Consider the following 18,084-nt stretch of genomic DNA (forward strand, 5'->3'; position numbering starts at 1 on the left):
GTCACGCCGCGGCCGTCGGCCTTCGGGTACTTCTTGACGAAGTCCACCGCGCCGGTCTCGAAGGACGGGTTGTACGGCTCCGCGTCCGCGGCCGGGTCGGCGGCGAGCAGGGACGCGCCGGTGTCGAGCGCCGCGTCGTCCTCGGCGTACAGCGCGGCGGCCAGCGCCTTGTCGACCGCGGTACTCATCGCGGCCGCTCACCGAGCGCCCGGCGCGCCCGGCCGCCCGGCGCCCCGGTCCATCCGCCCCTACGCGACCCCACCGCCATCACCGTGCCTCCTCACCACCGCTTCCCCACCCAGCACCATGGTCGCAGCCGCCACTGACAACCGGCCTCCGGCGGTGTCAGGCCCGGTCAGGCCACCGCCGGCGGCCAGTGGGACAGCACCGCGTCCAGCGCGTCGACCGCACGCCTCCACGACGCGTCGACGTCGCGCGGGTGGGCGAAGCCCGACGCCGCCTCGATGCCGGCCCAGCCGTGGAACGTGCTGCGCAGCAGCCGGACCGCGTCCGTCAGGTCCGGCTCGGTCAGGCCGTAGCCGCTCAGCACGGCGGTCGTGGTCTCGATGGAGCGCAGGTGGCCGGGCGACTCGGCGATCACGGCCGGATCCAGCCGCAGCTGGTACGCCGCGTACCGCCCGGGGTGCTCCAGGGCGAAGGCCCGGTACGCGTCGGCGAAGGCGCGCAGCGCGTCACCGCCGGCGCGGCCCGCGACGGCGGACGTGAGGCGGTCGGCGAACTCGCGGGCGGCGAGGACCGCGACCCGGGTGCGCAGGTCGGCGAGGCTCTTGACGTGCGAGTACAGGCTCGCGTCCTTGACTCCGAAGCTCCGCGCCACGGCCGACACGGTGACCTTCTCCAGGCCCACCTCGTCCGCCAGATCCGCCGCCGCCCGCGTCAGCCGGTCGGCCGTCAGCCCGGCACGCGCCATGAGTCACCCTTCGTCCGTCCCGGAATTCCGCGCCACCTTACCGGCACCCGGGATGGCCGGGATTGTCAGTGCCGGGTGCCAGACTCGCCCGTGTGAACGAACGCTGGCTCGTGGACGGCACCGAGGGCGGCGGGGCGCGGCTCGCCCCCCTCGGGCCCGACGGGCTGCCCGCCGGGCCCGTGCTGACCGAGCCGGACCTCGTCGAGGCGGTGCGCTCCCGCCCGCACGTCGGCCGGTGGGTGTGGCGCTCCACGGCCGCGCTCCACCCCCGGCTGCTGGCCGCCGGCGTCCGGGTGGAGCGGTGTTACGACATCGAGGCCGCCGAGCAGCTGCTGCTCGGGCACGAGGGCCGCCTCGGCGAGCCGCGCTCGGCCGCCGCGGCCTGGGCGCGGCTGCACGGCCTCCCCGTACCGCCCGATCCGCCGCCGAGGGCTGCCGAGCCCGGCTCGCAGACCCCGTTGTTCGAGCCGCGGCCGTCGGCGGTCCCCTTCGAGGCGCTGCTGGAGGTGTACGCGGACCAGGGGCGACGACACGAGGCCGCCGAGCACCCGGGCCGGATGCGGCTGCTGACCGCGGCCGAGTCGGCGGGGATGCTGGTGGCCGCCGAGATGACCCGGGCGGGGCTGCCGTGGCGGGCGGACGTCCACCGGGCGGTGCTGCGTGAGCTCCTGGGCGAGCGGTACGCGGGCGGGGGCGAGCCGCGCCGGCTGGCGGAGCTGGCGGACGAGGTGTCGGCGGCGTTCGGCCGCCGGGTGCGCCCGGACCTGCCCGCCGATGTGGTCAAGGCGTTCGCGGAGGCGGGGATCAAGGTGCGCTCGACGCGCCGCTGGGAGCTCGCCGAGCTCGACCACGCGGCGGTCGTGCCGCTCCTCGCCTACAAGAAGCTGTACCGGATCTGGACGGCCCACGGCTGGGGCTGGCTCCAGGACTGGGTGCACGACGGCCGCTTCCGCCCGGAGTACGTGCCGGGCGGCACGGTCAGCGGCCGCTGGACGACCAATGGCGGCGGGGCGCTCCAGATCCCACGGGTGATCCGCCGCGCGGTCGTGGCCGACGAGGGCTGGCGGCTGGTGGTGGCGGACGCGGACCAGATGGAGCCCCGCGTGCTGGCGGCCATCTCGCGCGACCCGGGCCTGATGGAGGTGGCGGGACACGAGGACGATCTCTACACGCGCCTCTCCGACCGCGCCTTCTCCGGCGACCGGGCGCACGCCAAGCTGGCGCTGCTCGGCGCGATCTACGGGCAGACCAGCGGCGACGGCCTGAAGAACCTGGCGGCGCTGCGCCGCCGCTTCCCCCGGGCGGTGGCGTACGTGGACGACGCGGCGAAGGCGGGCGAGGAGGGCCGGCTGGTGCGGACCTGGCTGGGCCGGACGAGCCCCCGCGCGGCGGGCGCGGCCGAGGCGGACGAGGCGGGCATCCCCCAGGAGGGCGGCACGGAGGAGCCGCTCTCCGACGACGGCTTCACGCCGGGCTACGCGTCGGTGAACGCCCGTGCGCGCGGCCGGTTCACCCGGAACTTCGTGGGGCAGGGCTCCGCCGCCGACTGGGCGCTGCTGATGCTGGCCGCGCTGCGCCGGTCGCTGGCGGACATGCGGGCCGAGCTGGTGTTCTTCCAGCACGACGAGGTGATCGTGCACTGCCCGGCCGAGGAGGCCCCGGCGGTCGCCGAGGCGATCCGCGCGGCCGGGGACGCGGCCGGGCGGATCGCGTTCGGGGAGACACCGGTGCGGTTTCCGTTCACGACGGCGACGGTGGAGTGCTACGCCGACGCCAAGTGAGGCGCAGACGGGGACGGGCCCCGCATCCGTGGATTCGGATGCGGGGCCCGCCCCTGTGGTCACACCGACAGGCTGGGCGCGTCTTAGTCGACGGCGGCGCTGAAGTTCTCGGAGATGACGTTCTCGAGGATGTGCGACAGGGGGGCGTCACCCCTGACCGCCGTGGAGTTCTCCGTGCACTGCTGGTTCTGCTTGTCGCTGAGGATGTCCTGAACACCGATGTTGATCAGGGCCACGATGTTCTGGACGTTCTGGATGGGCACAGCGACGCAGGGCTTGTTGAGCGTCCCCTGAATGAGCCCGATCTGCGGGCTCATGTGGCCACCGGTGACGGTGTTGCCGTACACCTGCTTCGAGAAGTTGCCGTTCTGCGTGTCCACCCCGTGGTCACCCACCGCGGCGGCCATCGGCGCGGAGGCGCCCAGGACGACCGCGGCCATGCCGGCGGTAGCCAGAACCTTCTTGATCATGGTCCATCCTTCTCGTCGAGAGACCCGCTGCTCGGGTCGTCCTGCCGCGCCCACTCGGGGAGGGCGCCGTGCGGTTACTGAAGTCTTCGTGCGTGCGGCCGTGTGTGGCCGCGGAGGGGACCGGCCCGCGCGGACGTCTCGCGGACCGGTGGCCACACGTCTTAGTCGACGGAGGCGGCGCCGTTCTCCGAGAGGACGTTCTCGAGGATGTGCGACAGGGGGGCGTCACCCCTGACCGCCGTGGAGTTCTCCGTGCACTGCTGGTACTGCCTGTCGCTGAGGATGTCCTGAACACCGATGTTGATCAGGGCCACGATGTTCTGGACGTTCTGGATGGGCAGAGCGATGCAGGGCTTGTTGAACGAGCCCTGGATGAGCCCGATCTGCGGGCTCATGTAGCCGCCGGTGTAGGTGTTGCCGTACGACTGGGTGGCGAAGTTGCCGTTCTGCGTGTCCACCCCGTGGTCGCCCACCGCGGCGGCCATCGGCGCGGAGGCGCCCAGGACGGCCGCGGCGACGCCGGCGGTAGCCAGAACCTTCTTGATCATGGTCCATCCTTCTCGTCGAGAGACCCTGTGCTTGGGTCGTTCTGATCAACAGCCCAGAGCGGTTTCAGTTGCGCGTTGTCACTCGAAGAGCTCAATCAGGAAAAGACGGACTCACCGTTTTTACGACCATAGTTTTGTCTTTGTCTGACTCCGCCCCCAGCGGGTACACATGCGGTATGGACGCTCTCATGACGAACAGCATGGAGTTGGCCGAGAGGGACCATCTTGTGGGGATCGGCCCGCTCGTGGCCGGGATCATCCTCGTCGGGTTCCTGATCGGCGCGTTCTGGCTGGGCCGGCGCATCCGGTCGCGGGAGCCCGCCCCGCCGAGGGCCGAGGAACAGCCGCACCGGCCGGCGGACGCGGGCCTGCCGGGCGAGGCCGAGGGCTACCGCAGGCCGGCCGAGCTGTCCGAGCGTGAGGACCGGGTGATGCCGTACGAGCTGAAGCACGAGAACACGGAGCCGGACACGTCGCCGCGGACCGAGGACGACCAGAAGTGGCGCGGCGCGCCGAGCGGCGGCTTCGGCAGCGGCGGCCCCACCACGGGCGGCTGAACCCCGCGCCGACCCATCGCCCGCCCCCGGACCGCCGGGGGCGGGCGATCGTTTCGGGGTGGCCCGCACGGGCACCCGGGGGGCATGCCCAGCACGGACCCCGTCGGCGGCCTCGGTACGGACCTCAAGGCGCGCGCCGCGCACACGCCCGCACGGGTCGGCGGGCGCGACGCCGCACGGGTCGCCGCGCAGATGCTCGCGCCGGCCCTCGCCGCCGGCCTCCCCGCCGGGCGCCGGGCCACGATGGCCCTCGCCGAGCGGTCCGCGGCCGACCGGCGCGCGACCGGGCTCCTCACCGCGCTGCGCGACCGCTACGGCCCCGGCCCGCTGCGCCTCGACCTGGGCGGAAGGCACCTCGCGGTCGTGCTCCACGCCGAGGACGCCCGGCACGTCCTGGACGGCACGCCGGACCCGTACGCCCCGGCCACCCGCGCCGGGGGCGCCGCGACCGCACACTTCCGGCCGCACGGCGTACTCACCTCGCACGGGACGCGGCGCGACGAGCGGCGCCCGTTCAACGAAGGCGTGCTGGAGTACGGGCAGCAGCTGCACAGCCTGGCTCCGCACTTCGTGCGTGCGGTGCGGGAGGAGACCGGGCGGCTGCTCGGCGCGGCCACCGCGGGTGACGGCGAGATCGGCTGGAGCGCGTTCCGGGAGGCGTGGGACCGCACCGCGCGGCGCGTCGTGCTCGGCGACGCCGCCCGTGACGACACCGACCTCACCGCGGCGCTGGGGCGGCTGCGCTCGGCCCGGACGGCCACCGGGCCGGGGGACCGTTTCGCGCGCAGGGTGCGCGACCACCTGGACCACGCGGAGCCGGGCAGCCTCGCCGTGGAGATCGCGCGTGGGGCGGCGAGCGCGGCGGGAGGCGCCGGGGCGGTGGACCCGGTGGGGCAGGTGCCGCACTGGCTGCTCGCCTTCGAGGAGGCCGGCACCGCGGTGTTCCGCACCCTCGCCGTGCTCGCCACGCACGAGCCGCAGACCGGGCAGGTCCGAAACGAACTGGCCGTCACCGACCTCACCGAGCCGCACCTCCTGCCGTACACGCGTGCCTGCGTCCTGGAGTCCGTACGGCTGTGGCCGACCACGCCGTTCCTCGTGCGCGAGTCGGTGCGCGACACCGTCTGGGGCGAGGAAACCCTCCCGGGCGGGACGGAATTCCTGATCTACGCGCCGCTCTTCCACCGGGACGAGGCCCTGCCGTACGCGGACCGCTTCACGCCGGAGATCTGGATGGACGGGACCGCGCAGGACACCGAGGCGCTGATGCCGTTCGGCGCGGGCCCCGGCGAGTGCCCCGGCCAGGACCTGGTGCTGCTGGTCGCCTCGACGACGCTCGCCGCGCTGCTGGAGCGCCACACGTACCTGCCGTACCGCCCCGGCCTGCTGCGGCCCGACCGGCCGCTGCCCCGCACCCTCGACCACTTCGGCCTGCGCTTCGTGGCACTTCCGCACATTTCGCGCGGGTGGCTGTGACATGATGCGAGAGCCTCGCCACGGCTGTGAACGGAAAGGTCCGGCATGGCTTCTCGCTCCGGGAAATGGCAGCGCGTGCCCCTCATTCCACAGAGCAGGCAGGCGACGGGGACCGAACCGTCGCCCGTCTATTCCGCGCTGATGCGCGAATGGAGAGCGCAGGGGCGTGCGGTCCCCGGAGTTCCGGACCACGAATGGCAGGCTCTGGTATCCCGCCCCGTCTGGCCCAGCCGTTGAGCCATTCGCCGGGTGCGCCCTTCCGCGTTCGGGTGAATCAGTGCGGAAATCAGCCTCAATGATGTCTTTCTGCTTTCACTTTCGTTCTGATTTTCGCAGTGGAAGCCGAGCCCCACATCGCGGGCTCGATCGTCACGAAATCCGTGGCATGACTTCCTCCTGCGGAAAGGAAGCCGAACTATGAAGTGCAAGAAGGCTGTGGTGGCCATCGCCGGTCTGGTCATGGCGCTGGGCGCGGCCGCGCCCGCCGCCGCTGACGCCGAGGCCAACGGTGTCGCCGCCAACAGCCCGGGGATCCTCTCGGGCAACGTCGTCCAGGTGCCCATTCACGTGCCGATCAACATCTGCGGCAACACGATCAACATCGTCGGCCTGCTCAACCCGGCCTTCGGGAACGTCTGCATCAACTCCTCGAAGGACGGCTCCGACAAGGAGAAGTGAGCGCGGCGGGCGTGATGTAGCGCCTCTGCCCCGATCGGTCAGCCAGATCCGAAGCCGGTCCCGAACGCTTGATCCGGGGCCGGCTTCGTGCGTCCGCGGGGCTCCGCTGCCCCAAGCGGGCGATGAATTCCACCAACGGTCTACGGAAAGGCGGATCCGCATTCCCGATCGGCCTCTTGGTCATACTTTTGATCCATCCGACGGACGGCCCGGGTGCCGTGCCGCGCGAAGGAGCAGAGATGGCCGATCGGAAAAGACGGAGAACGCGTACGTGGCCGACGGCGCTCGCCGCCGGTCTCCTCGTCTCGGGAGCCTTCGTGACACCCCCGGCCCACGCCGCCGAACCGCCCGCGCCGACGGAACCGCCTCCGGTCACGGCGCCGGTCACGGCACCGGCGCTGGGCGCGTATCTGCACTACGGCCCGCCCGGGATCCGGCGGATGACGGAACTGCAGCAGTGGCTCGGCGGCACCGAACTGCGGGTGGGCCACACCTACCTGCCGGGCGACCTGTGGAGCAACATCGAGGGCCTCCCCGGCTTCCTGCGGCCCTGGGCGGAGTGGCGGCGCGCCCGCGAGGACCGGCTGTTCGTGCTCAACGTCCCCATGCTGCCGCGCAACGAGGACCGCCTTCCGGACCCGGTCGTGCGCCAGATGCTGCGGCTCGGCGCGGCGGGGGCGTTCGACCACCACTTCCGGACGCTCGCCGAGCGGCTCGTACGGCTGGAGGCGCCGGACACCGTCCTCGTCCTGGGGTGGGAGATGAACGGCATCACGTACACGCACCGGTGCGGGCCGGACCCGGAGGCGTGGAAGACGTACTGGCGGCGCATCGTCACCGCCATGCGGGCCGTGCCGGGGCAGCGGTTCCGGTTCGACTTCGCGCCGAGCCGCGGGACGGACGCCGTTCCGTGGACCGAGTGCTATCCCGGGGACGACGTCGTCGACATCGTCGGGATGGATTCCTACGACCAGCCGCCGGGCGAGACCTTCGACGAGATGGTGGAGCAGCCTTACGGGCTGCGCCATCACGTGGAATTCGCCGCGGCCCGCGGAAAGCCGATCTCGTACCCCGAGTGGGGCCTGTTCCGCAACGGCGACAATCCCGAGTACATGCGGCGGATGCTGAACTGGATCGCCGAGCACAAACCGCTCTACCACACCATCACGGACTACTGCCCGCACGGCGTCTGGCAGTGCGACGACAATCCGAAGTCGTCGGAGGTGTTCCGGACGATGCTGTCGCTGCCCCGGCCGCAGCCGAAGCCCGAGGAGACCGAGCCCGGGGGCGGAGGCGGGACCGGGCCCGTACCGGAGCCGGTGGAGCCCAAGCCGGTGCCCGTCGAACCGGGGCCCGTCGAACCGGGGCCCGCCGCGCCCCCGTCGGCCGCCTGCCGGGTCGTGGACCTCGGCCCGTGGGTCCGCAAGTGGATCGGGACCACGCTCTGCGTTCCCGTCGAGTGGTGGCAGCACAGCCGGGCCTGACCCGGCTCAGGCCTCCCCGCGCCGCTCGCGCGCCACGTCCGCGGCCCAGCCGCGGGCGCCCGCGTACGCCGCCCGCAGCAGCAGGGCCGGGGCCATCCGGCGGCGCGCCAGCAGCAGCCGCTGGTTGCGGACGGGCGCCGGGCGCCACTGGCGCTTGTACGGCTCGGTGCCGCGCAGCAGGCTGAGCGTGGCCCGGCCGTTCGCGCTGCACTCCGTCGCGCAGTTGCGCAGCAGCATCGCCGTCACGTCCACCTTGCCGGCGCGCAGGGCCGGATCGGCCCCGTACAGGTAGGCGCCGCACAGCCTCGGCGACATCAGAGTGAGGTCGGCGGCGACCACGTCACCGCCGATGCGGAACTCCGTCACCATGGCGTTGCCCGACTCGACCATGGGCCGCACGGCCCGTTCGAGGTGCTCGGCGAACCGGGCGCTGAGGTGCTCCGCCGTCACCCCGCGCCCCGCCCACTGCCGTTGGTGCAGGTGCAGGAGGCGCTTCAGCGCCTGCGGCACCTCGGCGGCCGGGACGACGCGCTGCTGGACGCCGAGCCTGTCGATCTTGCGCAGCTTGGAGCGGGACCGCTGCGCCCGCGCCGACGGGAGGCGCCCGACCAGTTCGTCGATGGTGAGGGCGGGCAGCTCCAGGCAGATGGAGTCGGGCAGCCTGCGGCGCGGGCCGCGCCAGCACGCGTAGACCCGCTCGGCGGCCGCCCCCGCGCGCACCTCCCGCAGGTCCAGTACGGCGGTACGGGTGAGGTCGCCGAGCGCCCGGGCCAGCTCGGGGACGGCCTGCGCGCACGCGTCGTCGACGAGTACGTCCGAGAAGTCGGTGATGCTTCCGCCCAGGTGGGTCAGCACCGGCACCGGGCCCGGCACCAGCCGCAGCGGCGCCGCCGCGACGAGCCGCCCGTGCCGGCGTACCAGGACGAGACGGAGACGGCCCGGGGTGCCGTACGACACCCACCAGGAGTGCAGCCAGGAGTGTGCCTGGAACGGGGTGGCGGCCTCGCACCGCCGGTACAGGTCCGCCCACTCGCCCGCGAGCCGCCCGAACTCCTCGCCATCCCGGCAGACGGTCGTCTCCCAGCTCATACCGCCTCCGGCCGCGCGCCCGACGGATGCGCCGCCGCGGACGCCGCCGCGGGCGACACCGGGCCGGGCAGGGCCGGACGCCGGTCCGGCGCCACGACGCCGTGGCGCGGCCGGGCCAGCAGCGCCAGCCCGCCCAGCAGGCCGCCCGCGCAGCCGCCGACGAGCGCGGCGAGCGGCGCGGACGGCGACACCGGGCTCGTCGGCCGGGCGGCCCGGGCGAACTGGAGGACCTTCACACCGGTGCTCTTCTCGGTGTGGCCGCCCTTCTGTACGAGGGCCCTCGCCACCGCGTCGGCCAGGGCGGCCGCGGTCGCCGGGTCCGCCGCCCGGCCGGTGAGGGAGATCATCGGGGCGTCGGGCGAGGTCGCCGCCTGCACGCTCGCGCGCAGGGTGCTCGCCGGAACGCCCGCCTCCACCTGCGCGTCGCCGGTGACCGCGACATCGGTGGCGACCCGCCCGTACGCCTGCGCGAGCCCCATCGCCGCGGCCGGGTCGGACCCCTCGGCCGCCACGACGACGACATGGCTGGTCGCCGCGTACTCCGGGGTCTTCAGCAGGCCGTACGCGCCGCCGCAGGCGACCCCGAGCAGCACGGCCACCGCGACGAACCACCGGCGGTGACGCGCCTTCAGGACGGTGCTCCTCAGTCTGGTCAGCCAGCCGATCACCCGGCGTACGACGAGGGAATGAGGGGTCATCGTTCACTCACTTCGCAGTAGTTCGTGACAGCTCGTGATAGAGGGACAGCAACTGCCGCGCGGTGTGCGCGATGTCGTAGCGGTGTACGGCGGCGGACACGGGCAGCCGCCCACCCGGCGGGGTGTCCAGCGCGGCGGCCACCCCGGCGGCCACCTCGGCGACCGACCCGCCGATCCGCCGCGCCCCCGGCGCCTCGCCGGGCGGCAGGCCGTCGAGCGCGGGGCACGCCACGTACCGCACGGGCAGCCCGGCGGCCAGCGCCTCGACGCACGCGAGCCCGAAGGCCTCGTCCGCCGACGCCGACACGAAGACGTCCATCGCCGACAGCAGCTCCGGCAGCCCGCGCGCCACCGCGCCCGCCCACACCACCCGCTCCGCGACCCCGCACGCGACGGCCAGCCGCTCCAGCGCCTCCCGCTGCTCGCCCTCGCCGACCAGCAGCAGCCGGGTGCCGGGCGGCAGGTGGGCCAGCGCGCGGATCAGCGTGTCGAACCGCTTGCCCGGCACCAGGCGGCCCACCCCGCCGACGACGTACGCGTCGGGCGCCAGGCCCAGCCGCCGCCGCGCCGCCCGCCGCGCGCGCGGGTCGAAGGCGAAGCGGGCGGCGTCGATGCCGTTCGGCACGGTCCGGACGCGCGCCGGGTGCACGCCCCACGCGGCCAGGCGCCGGGCGACCGCGTCGGAGACGGCGACAGTCGCCGTGCCGAGCCGCTCACCGGCCAGGTACAGGGCGCGGGCGCCGGCGCCGAGCGGGCGGCCCTCGATCTGGTCCTCGCCCAGCGAGTGCTCGGTGGCGACGACCGTGCGCACCCCGGCCAGCCGGGCGGCGATCCGCCCGTACAGGCACGCCCGGTACAGGTGCGTGTGGACGACGTCGTAACCGCCCTGCCGGACCAGCCGGGTCAGGCGGGGCAGGGCGGTCAGGTCGCGGTTGCCGCGCATGCCGAGGTGCGTGACCGGAAAGCCGTCGGCGCGCAGGGCGTCGGCGACCGGGCCCGGGTTGGTGAGCGTGACGACGCCGCTGGTGGTGGCGTGGCGCATGTGCGGGAGCAGCAGGCGCAGCTGCTGCTCGGCGCCGCCGATGCCGAGGCCCGTGATGACGTGCAGGACTCTGAGCCGTCCGGTCACGGCGCCGACACCGACACCGGAACCGGCGCCAGGTCCACGGCGGCGCGCCGCACCGCGTGCAGGCGGCGCTTGGCGCGCAGGCGCCAGCCGCCGTCCCGCTCGCCGATGTGCACCCGGGGCAGCGCGAGGAGGCCGGCCAGCTCCGCCGGGGGGTCGATGGCGCAGCCGTACGCGTACCCCGCCTCCCGTACGGCCGCCGCCACGCGCGCGTCGAGGTGGCCGTACGGGTAGCAGAAGCCTTCCGGGGCCCTGCCCGTGATCGTACGGAGCAGCTCCCTGCTGCCGGCGACCTCCTCGCGTACGACGGCGTCACGGGCGGACGTCAGCGAGACGTGCCGCAGTCCGTGCGAGGCGACTTCCATCCCGGCGGCGGCGCAGCGGCGGATGCCCGCCTCGGTGAGCAGCGGCTTGCGCGGGCCGCGCGGGTCCCAGTCGTTGTCGCCGCCGAGCCGCCCCGGGAGGACGAAGACGGTGGCCGTGCAGTCGTGGCGGCGCAGGATGGGGACGGCGTGCTCCAGGAAGTCGGCGTACCCGTCGTCGAAGGTCAGGCCGACCAGGCCGCGCGTGTCGCCGTGGCGGGCGGCGTACAGCAGCAGCTGCCGTACGCCGACGCCGCGCAGGCCGCGGTCGCGCAGCCAGCGCAGCTGGCGGTCGAGGCGGGCCGGGGAGACGGTGACCTGGTACGGGTCATCGGTGGTGTCGTCGATGGAGTGGTACATCGCGACCCACGGGCGTGGATTCCAAGGATTCCAGGGAGTCCGGGGTTTCCGAGGGGCCATGAGCGAGCCTCCGTACGGCGGTACGAGTCAGGGAACGGACCAGGGACGGGACCACCGGCGCCCGCAGCAGGCAGGCGGCGGCGAGGAAGACGGCGGTGACGGCGACGAGCGCCAGCGGGGTCGCCAGGAGCGGCGGGCCGGCCGCACACCACCACCCCGCCGCGGTGGCGACGGCGGCGGCGGCGGTGAGCCGGCCGAGGCCCCGTACGAGGAGGGCGGTGTCCAGGGGGATGCTCTGCCTGCGGACGCCGAGCAGGAGCAGGGCGGCGGAGAGCGTGATGCCGAGCGCGTTGCCGGCGGCGATGCCCGCCGCGCCCCAGGGCCCGACGAGCACGAGCCCGGCCGCGGCGGTCACGGCGACGCCGCCGGTCATGACGGCGGCCGGGTACCAGAGGGGCGTTGAGGCGGAGAAGTAGCAGCGGACCAGCGCGCTCACCAGCGTGTGGCCCAGCAGCCCGAGGGCGTACACGCGCATGACGGCGGCGGTCGCGGCGGTGTCCGCGTGGTCGAACGCGCCGCGCTGGAAGAGCAGCTCCACGATCTGCGGGGCGGCGGCGATCACGGTCGCGGCCCCGGCCAGGACGATGACGCCCGCGAGCAGCAGGTCGCGCTCGGCCCGGCGGCGGGCGGTGCCGGTGTCACCGGCCGCCATCGCGCGCGCCACGACGGGGAAGGTGACCGTGGACATCATCAGCGAGAGCACCATCGGCAACTGCGCGACCTTCTGCGCGTAGTTGAGGTGCGAGATCGCCCCGGCGGGCAGCGGCGCGGCGAGGAACCGCTCGACGAGGACCTGCGACTGGCGGGTCACCGCGAAGACGATCACCGGCGCGAGCAGCGCGACGACGAGCCCACCGGCACGCCCGCTTCCGGGGCCCTCCCTGCCGGGGCCCTCCCTCCCGGCACGCCCGCTCCCGGGGCCCTCCCTGCCGGGGCCCTCCCTCCCGGCACGCCCGCTTCCGGGGCGACCGCTCCCGGCACGCCCGCGGCCCGCGCGCTTGCCCCACAACTGCCGCCACAGCGACGGCGCCTGGACCAGCACCATCAGCAGCCCGCCCGCCGCGACACCGCACGCCGCCGCGCGGACCCCCCACCGGGCGCCGAGCAGCACGACCGCCGTGATGATGCCGGTGTTGTACGCGACGTTGATCGCGGCCGGCGGCAGGAACCGCCCGTGGGCGCGCAGGGCCGCGCTGCAGTACCCGGCCAGCGTGAAGGTGAGCACGCACGTGGCGGTGAGCCGCGTGCAGTCGACGGCGAGCCGCTGCTGCGGCAGCCCGGGAGCCAGGACGGGTACGAGCCAGGGCGCCGCCAGCACCGTGAGCCCGGCGGCCACGCCCATGCCGAGGACCGCCTTCGGCAGCGTGGCCCTGACCAGCGCCCGTACCGGATCGGTGTCCTGCCCGAGGGTGCGCCGGGCCAGGGCGCCGCTGAACGCCGGGACCAGGATGAGGGCCATCGCGTCCTCGATGAGCAGCGTGGCGGCGAACTCCGGCACGGTCCACGCGACGAGGAACGCGTCCGTGTCCGTACCGGCCCCGAAGGTGTGCGCCAGCAGCTGGTCCCTGATCAGCCCGAACACCGCGCCCGCCGCCGTCAGCACGGCCGTGAACAGCGCCGCGCGGGCGAGCAGGCGGTTCGACGGCCGCCACGGGCCGGGATCCGGTGCCTCGGCGGTGGCCGGCGCGACGAGCCGTGCCGTGTCGTCAGCCACGCGCGGCCACCGTCCCCCCGGCCATCAGGCCGGGCCCCAGCGCCCACCGGGCGGCGAGCCCCAGCACCACCGCCGTCAGGACCGTCGAGGGTCCGCCGATGTCCGCGTACGCGAAGTCGACGAGCTGCCAGACCAGCAGCCCGGCCGCGATCAGCCGGCAGTCGAAGGCTCCCGCGGGCGGGCTCCTCCGCAGCGCGCACACCAGCAGCGCCAGCCAGCTGCCCACCAGGGTCAGCACCCCCAGCAGCCCCTGCTCGGCGAGGACCAGCAGGTACATGTTGTGCGGCGACAGCAGCGGCTGCCGGGTGAAGGCGTGGCCCGCGCCCGCGGTGTCGCTGCCCGACGAGAGGGCGAGCGAGGCGTGGCCGTCGCGGTAGTGCGGGAAGCCCTTCAGCCCGACCCCCGTGACGGGTTCGTCGCGCCACATCGAGCCCGCCGCCGCCCACAGCGCGTACCGGTCGGTGACGGACTGGTCCGGCGCGGCCGCGACCCGCGAGATACTCGTCACCCGCTCCTCCAGCATCCGCGACCCGACGCCGCACCCCGCGACCAGGACCACGCCCAGCGCGGCCGCCGCGAGCCCGGTCCGTACGGCCCTGCGTACGCCGGAGAGGGCGAGTTGCAGCCCGCAGGCCACCACCGTCGCGATCCACGCGCCCCGGCTGAACGACACGGCGAGCGGCGGCAGCAGCAGCCCGCAGCACACCCCCGCGGCGGCCCGCGCCCGCCGGTCCGGCGCCCCGAGCGCGATGCCGAGCGCGGCGACCAGCCCGTACGCGACGACCGTCGCCATGCCCATCACGTCCGTGGGCCCGAAGGTCCCCACCGCCCGTACGTCCTCGCCCTGGTACGAGGCGCCGGTGCCGGTCGCGTACTGGACGACGCCGACCGCGCCCTCCACGAGCGCGAGCCCGATCAGCGCCCAGCCGACCCGCGCGAAGTCCCGCCGGTCCCGTACAAGCAGCACCACGGCCGCCGGTACGAGCACGAAGACCTGGAGGTAGCGGACGACCCCGGGCAGCGCGCCGACCGGGTCGTGGGCCGTGACCGCCGCCGCGCAGACGCCCACCGCGGGCAGCCCGAGGACGACGGCCGCGACCCGGTCCAGCGGCCGCGCCCGGGCGCGTACCACCCGGACGAGGCAGAAGGCGACGAGCACGGCGGACGCCAGGTCCGCGGGCGTGCCCGAGCCGCCGCCCCCGTCCTCGCCGGGTGGAACGGCGAGCAGCACGACGACGGCGAGCAGCGGCACGAGCGGTGCCCAGGAAGCGGGTACCGGCATCAGCTGCCCGCCGGGCGGATCAGGGAGGCCGCCGTGCGCAGCAGGATGCACACGTCCTGCCAGAGGGACCAGTGGTCGATGTAGTGGTTGTCGAAGCGGCACCGGTCCTCGATGGAGGTGTCCCCGCGCAGCCCGTGCACCTGGGCGAGACCGGTCAGCCCGACGGGCATCCGGTGGCGTGCCGCGTAGCCGGGGTGGGCGCGGCTGAACTCGGCGACGAAGTACGGCCGCTCGGGGCGCGGGCCCACCAGGCTCATGTCACCGCGCAGCACGTTCCACAGCTGCGGCAGCTCGTCGAGCGAGGTCCGGCGCAGGAAGGCGCCGACGGCGCTCATCCGCTCGTCGTCGGCGACGCTCCAGCGGGTGGCGGCCTCCAGCTCGTCGACCGGGCGCAGGGTGCGGAACTTCAGCAGCGTGAACAGCCGGCCGTTCTGGCCGACCCGCTCCTGGCGGAAGAGGACACCGGGTCCGTCCGAGGCCCGGATCGCGGCGGCGCACAGCAGCAGGAGCGGCGCGAGCAGCAGGAGCAGGGGCGCGGCGAGGGCGATGTCGAGGATCCGCTTGGCCGGTGGCGTACGGCGGTGGGCCGGCACGCCGAGGTCGAGGCGGCGGCAGGAAAAGCCCCACAGGTGCCGGCTCATGGCGGCGCCGCTCCGGGTGCCGCTGCCACGGCCTGCGCCGACGAGCCAGCCGGCGCAGCCGTACCGGCCGAAGAGGGCGACGAGCTCGGCTGCCGGGACCGTGCCGTTCGAGCCGTCCGCGCCGTCCGCGCCGGTGAAGACCGCGTCGCCGACACCGTTCTGGATGACGGCCCGGTGGATCTCCTCGGTGGTCGTCAGCACCGGCAGCGGCGGCTCCTCCCCGCCCGGCCCGGGCCGCGGCCCGACGGCGACGACGCCGACCGGCCGGATCCCGTACTCCGGGTGCCGGGCCAGCGTGCCCGCGAGGCGCTGCGCGGCCGCGGCGGGCCCGACGACGAGCGCGGAGCGCGGATGGGCGCGCGCGGCGCGCCGCCGCCGCCGGTGGAGGACGGCGCGGCAGCCGGTCACCACCGCCAGGTGCAGGGCGTACGCCGACGTCAGCGCCACCGGGCCGAAGGCGCGGTGCGGCGCCTGCGCGGCGACCAGGGCGGCGGCCGCGCACCACGCGACGGCGGCGCGCCCGGCGAGGGCGGGCAGTTCGTCGAGTACGGAAGGGGCGAAGGCGGCGGGCCGGTACAGCCCGGCGTGCGCGTTGAGCGCCGCCACGCCGACGGTGAGCTGCATCAGGAGGGCGGAGTCGCGCTGCTCGGCGGTGAGCAGCAGGGCGGCCAGCAGGACCGCGACGCAGTCCACGGCGACCAGCGACGCCGTGAACGACGGCGGCGCGGCCCGGACGCGCCGGGGCGGCCCGCCGGTGGAGACCTGGTCGGCCGCCGCCCGGGGCGGCCCGACGGTGACGTGCGCGGCGGAACGGGCGCTCTCCGTCTCCGCGGTCACCGGGCGACCGGCTCTCGGAGCACGGGCGGGCACCGCCTCGCGGTCACCTCGTCGTACACGTCCGCGAGGGCCGCGCCGACCCGGCGTACGTCGAAGCCGTCGCGTACGTGGTGCTGGGCCCGGCGGCCCAGGGTTCTGCGCAGGAGCGGCCGCTGGAGGAGCCGGATCAGGGCGGCGGCCAGCGCGGCGGGGTCGTCCGGCGGGACGAGGCAGTGGAGCTCCTGGCCGGGCGGCAGGCTCTCGCGGGCGCCGTCGACGTCGGTGAGGAGGACGGGGCGCCCGCTCGCCATGGCCTCCAGCGGCGCGAGGGCCATGCCCTCCCAGCGGGACGGCAGGACGACGAGGTCGGCGGCGCGGTACCAGGGCGCCGGGTCGTCGACGGCCCCGGCGAAGGTGACCCCGGGCGGCGCGGCGGCGCGCAGCGCGGGACCGGCCGGGCCGTCGCCGACGAGGGCGAGGTGGGCGCGGGGGATGTGTTCGACCACCGTCCGCCAGGCCTGGAGCAGGGCGTCCTGGCCCTTCTGCCTGCACAGCCGCCCCACGCACACGACGAGCGGTGACGCCAGGACGGGCGGCGGCACGGTCACCCGCCGCGGGCCGCCGTCTCGCACGCCGCCACCTGGGCTGAATCGATCCTCCGGGTCGGCGGCATCGGCGCACCGAGGTGTACCGGCGCCGCCGGCGAAGCGCGCCACGTCGACGCCGTTGCGGACCACGCACCACGACGCCCGGACCCCGGCCCGTTCGCCTCGCTCCCGCTCCGCCTCGCTCACGCAGACGACGCGATCGGTCCAGCGGGCGGCCGCCCAGCGCTCCCAGTGCCGGGCGAGCGCACCCGTCAGGCCGCCGACCGCCTCGAAGGACCAGGCGTGCGGCTGGTGGACGGTGGGCACGCGGCCGCGTACGGCGAGCCGGGCCGCGAGCCCCGCCTTGGCGCTGTGCGCGTGCACCAGGTCCGGGCGTACGCGCTCGACGATCTCGGCGACGCGGCGGCACTCGGCGGGCAGCCGCCACCCCGGGTCCCGGCCCGCGCGCCAGGGGTGCACCTCGCCGCCCGCGGCGCGTACCGCTGCCGCCAGCGGGCCGTCGGGCGGACACGCCACGGCCACCCGCATTCCGCGTGCCACTTGTGCGCCGACCACGTCGGTGACCACCCGGGCCACGCCGCCGTCGCCGGGTTGGACAACATGCAGTGCGGTGAAAGGAAGACGCACGCGTGACCCTTTCTACGAAGCCTTTTGATAATCGGGTGGCAGTGAGGGGGTCGGCGCTGTCGAAGCGCGCGCGAATTCACAAAATCGGCGAGCTGATCCGCTGCACCACGTAAGAGCGCGCCGAATGTGGATGATCCGGGAAGGAATCGAGCAAGAACGTTATAACTCAACAACCGGACAGACGAAGGATGTGAAACACGGTCACCACAACGTCCTTGTTTTCAGCCGCTCTTCACCGCGCGTGGCGCGCCGCGTCACCCGCGTGCCGGTCCGACGGTTCACCCGTTCGGTAGCGCAACCGGGGAAATGCTGGGGCGTTGGTGATGTAGCCGGGCACGTCGACCCGCAGCATCATCGAACTAGGAGCTCTTCACCATGTCCCGTATCGCGAAGGCCGCCGTCCTGACCTCCGCCATCGCCGCGTCCGTGGCCGGCACCGCCGGTGTCGCGTCCGCCGACGCCAAGGCGGATGGCGCGGCCGTGGGTTCCCCCGGTGTCATCTCCGGCAACCTGATCCAGGTCCCGATCCACATCCCGATCAACCTCTGCGGCAACACCATCGACATCATCGGTGTGCTGAACCCCGCCTTCGGCAACGTCTGCATCAACGACTGACCGAAAACCGCGACCGCGTTCGTCGTCAGCCGTCAGCCGTCAGCCGTCAGCCGTCAGCCGTCAGCCGCAGCGACGCTTCCACGCAGTCGACGCGCCCACGCGTCACGCATCCGGTGCGCCGCCCCTTCCGGGGCGGCGCACCGTGCCGTTTCCGGCCCCGC

General features: G+C 74.6%; 18 protein-coding genes. 6 read left to right on the top strand and 12 right to left on the bottom strand.

All coding sequences use genetic code 11. From position 1 onward, the window contains the following. On the bottom strand, positions 1-188 hold a 188-nt coding region (locus ABZX67_RS18980), incomplete at its 3' end, for a hypothetical protein (protein ID WP_355361540.1). A gap of 167 nt (positions 189-355) precedes the next feature. Beyond that, positions 356-931, bottom strand: a complete 576-nt coding sequence (locus ABZX67_RS18985; protein ID WP_355361542.1) for a WHG domain-containing protein — start codon at positions 929-931, stop codon at positions 356-358. Between the two features lie 92 nt (positions 932-1,023). Between ABZX67_RS18985 and ABZX67_RS18990 the strand changes: the two genes are divergently transcribed. Continuing rightward, a complete protein-coding gene (locus tag ABZX67_RS18990; RefSeq protein ID WP_355361544.1) occupies positions 1,024-2,712 on the top strand; it encodes a bifunctional 3'-5' exonuclease/DNA polymerase in 1,689 nt (562 codons plus the stop codon). Between the two features lie 83 nt (positions 2,713-2,795). On the opposite strand, the gene ABZX67_RS18995 is transcribed toward ABZX67_RS18990, so the two are convergent. Further along, positions 2,796-3,182 carry a rodlin gene (locus ABZX67_RS18995; protein WP_355361546.1) on the bottom strand — a complete coding sequence of 129 codons (387 nt, stop codon included), beginning with the start codon at positions 3,180-3,182 and terminating at the stop codon, positions 2,796-2,798. 161 nt (positions 3,183-3,343) lie between these two features. After that, positions 3,344-3,730, bottom strand: a complete 387-nt coding sequence (locus tag ABZX67_RS19000) for a rodlin (RefSeq protein WP_355361548.1) — start codon at positions 3,728-3,730, stop codon at positions 3,344-3,346. A gap of 188 nt (positions 3,731-3,918) precedes the next feature. On the opposite strand from ABZX67_RS19000, the gene ABZX67_RS19005 reads away from it, so the two are divergent. The 4 genes from ABZX67_RS19005 to ABZX67_RS19020 all read left to right on the top strand — a co-directional run bounded on the left by ABZX67_RS19005 (position 3,919) and on the right by ABZX67_RS19020 (position 7,925). Continuing rightward, positions 3,919-4,287 carry a DUF6479 family protein gene (locus ABZX67_RS19005; protein ID WP_355361550.1) on the top strand — a complete coding sequence of 123 codons (369 nt, stop codon included), beginning with the start codon at positions 3,919-3,921 and terminating at the stop codon, positions 4,285-4,287. Positions 4,288-4,371: 84 nt separating this feature from the next. After that, entirely contained in the window at positions 4,372-5,763 is a 1,392-nt protein-coding gene (locus tag ABZX67_RS19010; RefSeq protein ID WP_355361552.1) for a cytochrome P450, read from the top strand. Positions 5,764-6,180: 417 nt separating this feature from the next. Next, positions 6,181-6,441, top strand: a complete 261-nt coding sequence (locus ABZX67_RS19015) for a chaplin (protein ID WP_355361554.1) — start codon at positions 6,181-6,183, stop codon at positions 6,439-6,441. 239 nt (positions 6,442-6,680) lie between these two features. Next, entirely contained in the window at positions 6,681-7,925 is a 1,245-nt protein-coding gene (locus tag ABZX67_RS19020; RefSeq protein WP_355361556.1) for a glycosyl hydrolase, read from the top strand. 6 nt (positions 7,926-7,931) lie between these two features. On the opposite strand, the gene ABZX67_RS19025 is transcribed toward ABZX67_RS19020, so the two are convergent. The 8 genes from ABZX67_RS19025 to ABZX67_RS19060 form a co-directional block, all read right to left on the bottom strand. Then, on the bottom strand, positions 7,932-9,014 hold the full coding sequence (locus ABZX67_RS19025; RefSeq protein ID WP_355361557.1) for a GNAT family N-acetyltransferase: 1,083 nt from the start codon (positions 9,012-9,014) through the stop codon (positions 7,932-7,934). Then, positions 9,011-9,712 (bottom strand): lipopolysaccharide biosynthesis protein, encoded by a 702-nt coding sequence (locus ABZX67_RS19030; protein ID WP_355361558.1) that lies wholly within the window; start codon positions 9,710-9,712, stop codon positions 9,011-9,013. The genes ABZX67_RS19025 and ABZX67_RS19030 overlap by 4 nt, the downstream gene beginning before the upstream one ends. A 7-nt stretch (positions 9,713-9,719) precedes the next feature. Beyond that, positions 9,720-10,841 (bottom strand): glycosyltransferase, encoded by a 1,122-nt coding sequence (locus ABZX67_RS19035; protein ID WP_355361560.1) that lies wholly within the window; start codon positions 10,839-10,841, stop codon positions 9,720-9,722. After that, positions 10,838-11,620: a polysaccharide deacetylase family protein gene (locus ABZX67_RS19040; protein WP_355361562.1), complete on the bottom strand. Its 783-nt coding sequence runs from the start codon at positions 11,618-11,620 to the stop codon at positions 10,838-10,840. The genes ABZX67_RS19035 and ABZX67_RS19040 overlap by 4 nt, the downstream gene beginning before the upstream one ends. Then, complete coding sequence (locus tag ABZX67_RS19045) at positions 11,529-13,253, bottom strand: lipid II flippase MurJ (protein WP_355361748.1); 1,725 nt, start codon at positions 13,251-13,253, stop codon at positions 11,529-11,531. Before ABZX67_RS19045 ends, ABZX67_RS19040 begins: the two co-directional genes overlap by 92 nt. A 73-nt stretch (positions 13,254-13,326) precedes the next feature. Next, a complete protein-coding gene (locus tag ABZX67_RS19050) occupies positions 13,327-14,616 on the bottom strand; it encodes an O-antigen ligase family protein (RefSeq protein ID WP_355361564.1) in 1,290 nt (429 codons plus the stop codon). Next, entirely contained in the window at positions 14,616-16,094 is a 1,479-nt protein-coding gene (locus ABZX67_RS19055) for an exopolysaccharide biosynthesis polyprenyl glycosylphosphotransferase (RefSeq protein WP_355361566.1), read from the bottom strand. Before ABZX67_RS19055 ends, ABZX67_RS19050 begins: the two co-directional genes overlap by 1 nt. Further along, on the bottom strand, positions 16,091-17,308 hold the full coding sequence (locus ABZX67_RS19060; protein WP_355361568.1) for a glycosyltransferase: 1,218 nt from the start codon (positions 17,306-17,308) through the stop codon (positions 16,091-16,093). Before ABZX67_RS19060 ends, ABZX67_RS19055 begins: the two co-directional genes overlap by 4 nt. A 375-nt stretch (positions 17,309-17,683) precedes the next feature. On the opposite strand from ABZX67_RS19060, the gene ABZX67_RS19065 reads away from it, so the two are divergent. Next, positions 17,684-17,923 (top strand): chaplin, encoded by a 240-nt coding sequence (locus tag ABZX67_RS19065; RefSeq protein ID WP_355361570.1) that lies wholly within the window; start codon positions 17,684-17,686, stop codon positions 17,921-17,923. The last annotated feature ends 161 nt before the right edge of the window (positions 17,924-18,084 follow it).

It is taken from the genome of Streptomyces sp. NPDC003036, from assembly GCF_040611175.1.
In the GTDB taxonomy this organism is placed as follows: Bacteria; Actinomycetota; Actinomycetes; order Streptomycetales; family Streptomycetaceae; genus Streptomyces.

Bases quoted from the DNA above. Each gene is read 5' to 3' on its own strand.
- ABZX67_RS19005 (WP_355361550.1), top strand. From the start codon at position 3,919: ATGACGAACAGCATGGAGTTGGCCGAGAGGGACCATCTTGTGGGGATC.
- ABZX67_RS19020 (WP_355361556.1), top strand. From the start codon at position 6,681: ATGGCCGATCGGAAAAGACGGAGAACGCGTACGTGGCCGACGGCGCTC.
- ABZX67_RS19040 (WP_355361562.1), bottom strand. From the start codon at position 11,620: ATGGCCCCTCGGAAACCCCGGACTCCCTGGAATCCTTGGAATCCACGC.
- ABZX67_RS18995 (WP_355361546.1), bottom strand. From the start codon at position 3,182: ATGATCAAGAAGGTTCTGGCTACCGCCGGCATGGCCGCGGTCGTCCTG.
- ABZX67_RS19025 (WP_355361557.1), bottom strand. From the start codon at position 9,014: ATGAGCTGGGAGACGACCGTCTGCCGGGATGGCGAGGAGTTCGGGCGG.
- ABZX67_RS19015 (WP_355361554.1), top strand. From the start codon at position 6,181: ATGAAGTGCAAGAAGGCTGTGGTGGCCATCGCCGGTCTGGTCATGGCG.
- ABZX67_RS19030 (WP_355361558.1), bottom strand. From the start codon at position 9,712: ATGACCCCTCATTCCCTCGTCGTACGCCGGGTGATCGGCTGGCTGACC.
- ABZX67_RS19065 (WP_355361570.1), top strand. From the start codon at position 17,684: ATGTCCCGTATCGCGAAGGCCGCCGTCCTGACCTCCGCCATCGCCGCG.
- ABZX67_RS18985 (WP_355361542.1), bottom strand. From the start codon at position 931: ATGGCGCGTGCCGGGCTGACGGCCGACCGGCTGACGCGGGCGGCGGCG.
- ABZX67_RS19050 (WP_355361564.1), bottom strand. From the start codon at position 14,616: ATGCCGGTACCCGCTTCCTGGGCACCGCTCGTGCCGCTGCTCGCCGTC.
- ABZX67_RS19010 (WP_355361552.1), top strand. From the start codon at position 4,372: ATGCCCAGCACGGACCCCGTCGGCGGCCTCGGTACGGACCTCAAGGCG.
- ABZX67_RS19000 (WP_355361548.1), bottom strand. From the start codon at position 3,730: ATGATCAAGAAGGTTCTGGCTACCGCCGGCGTCGCCGCGGCCGTCCTG.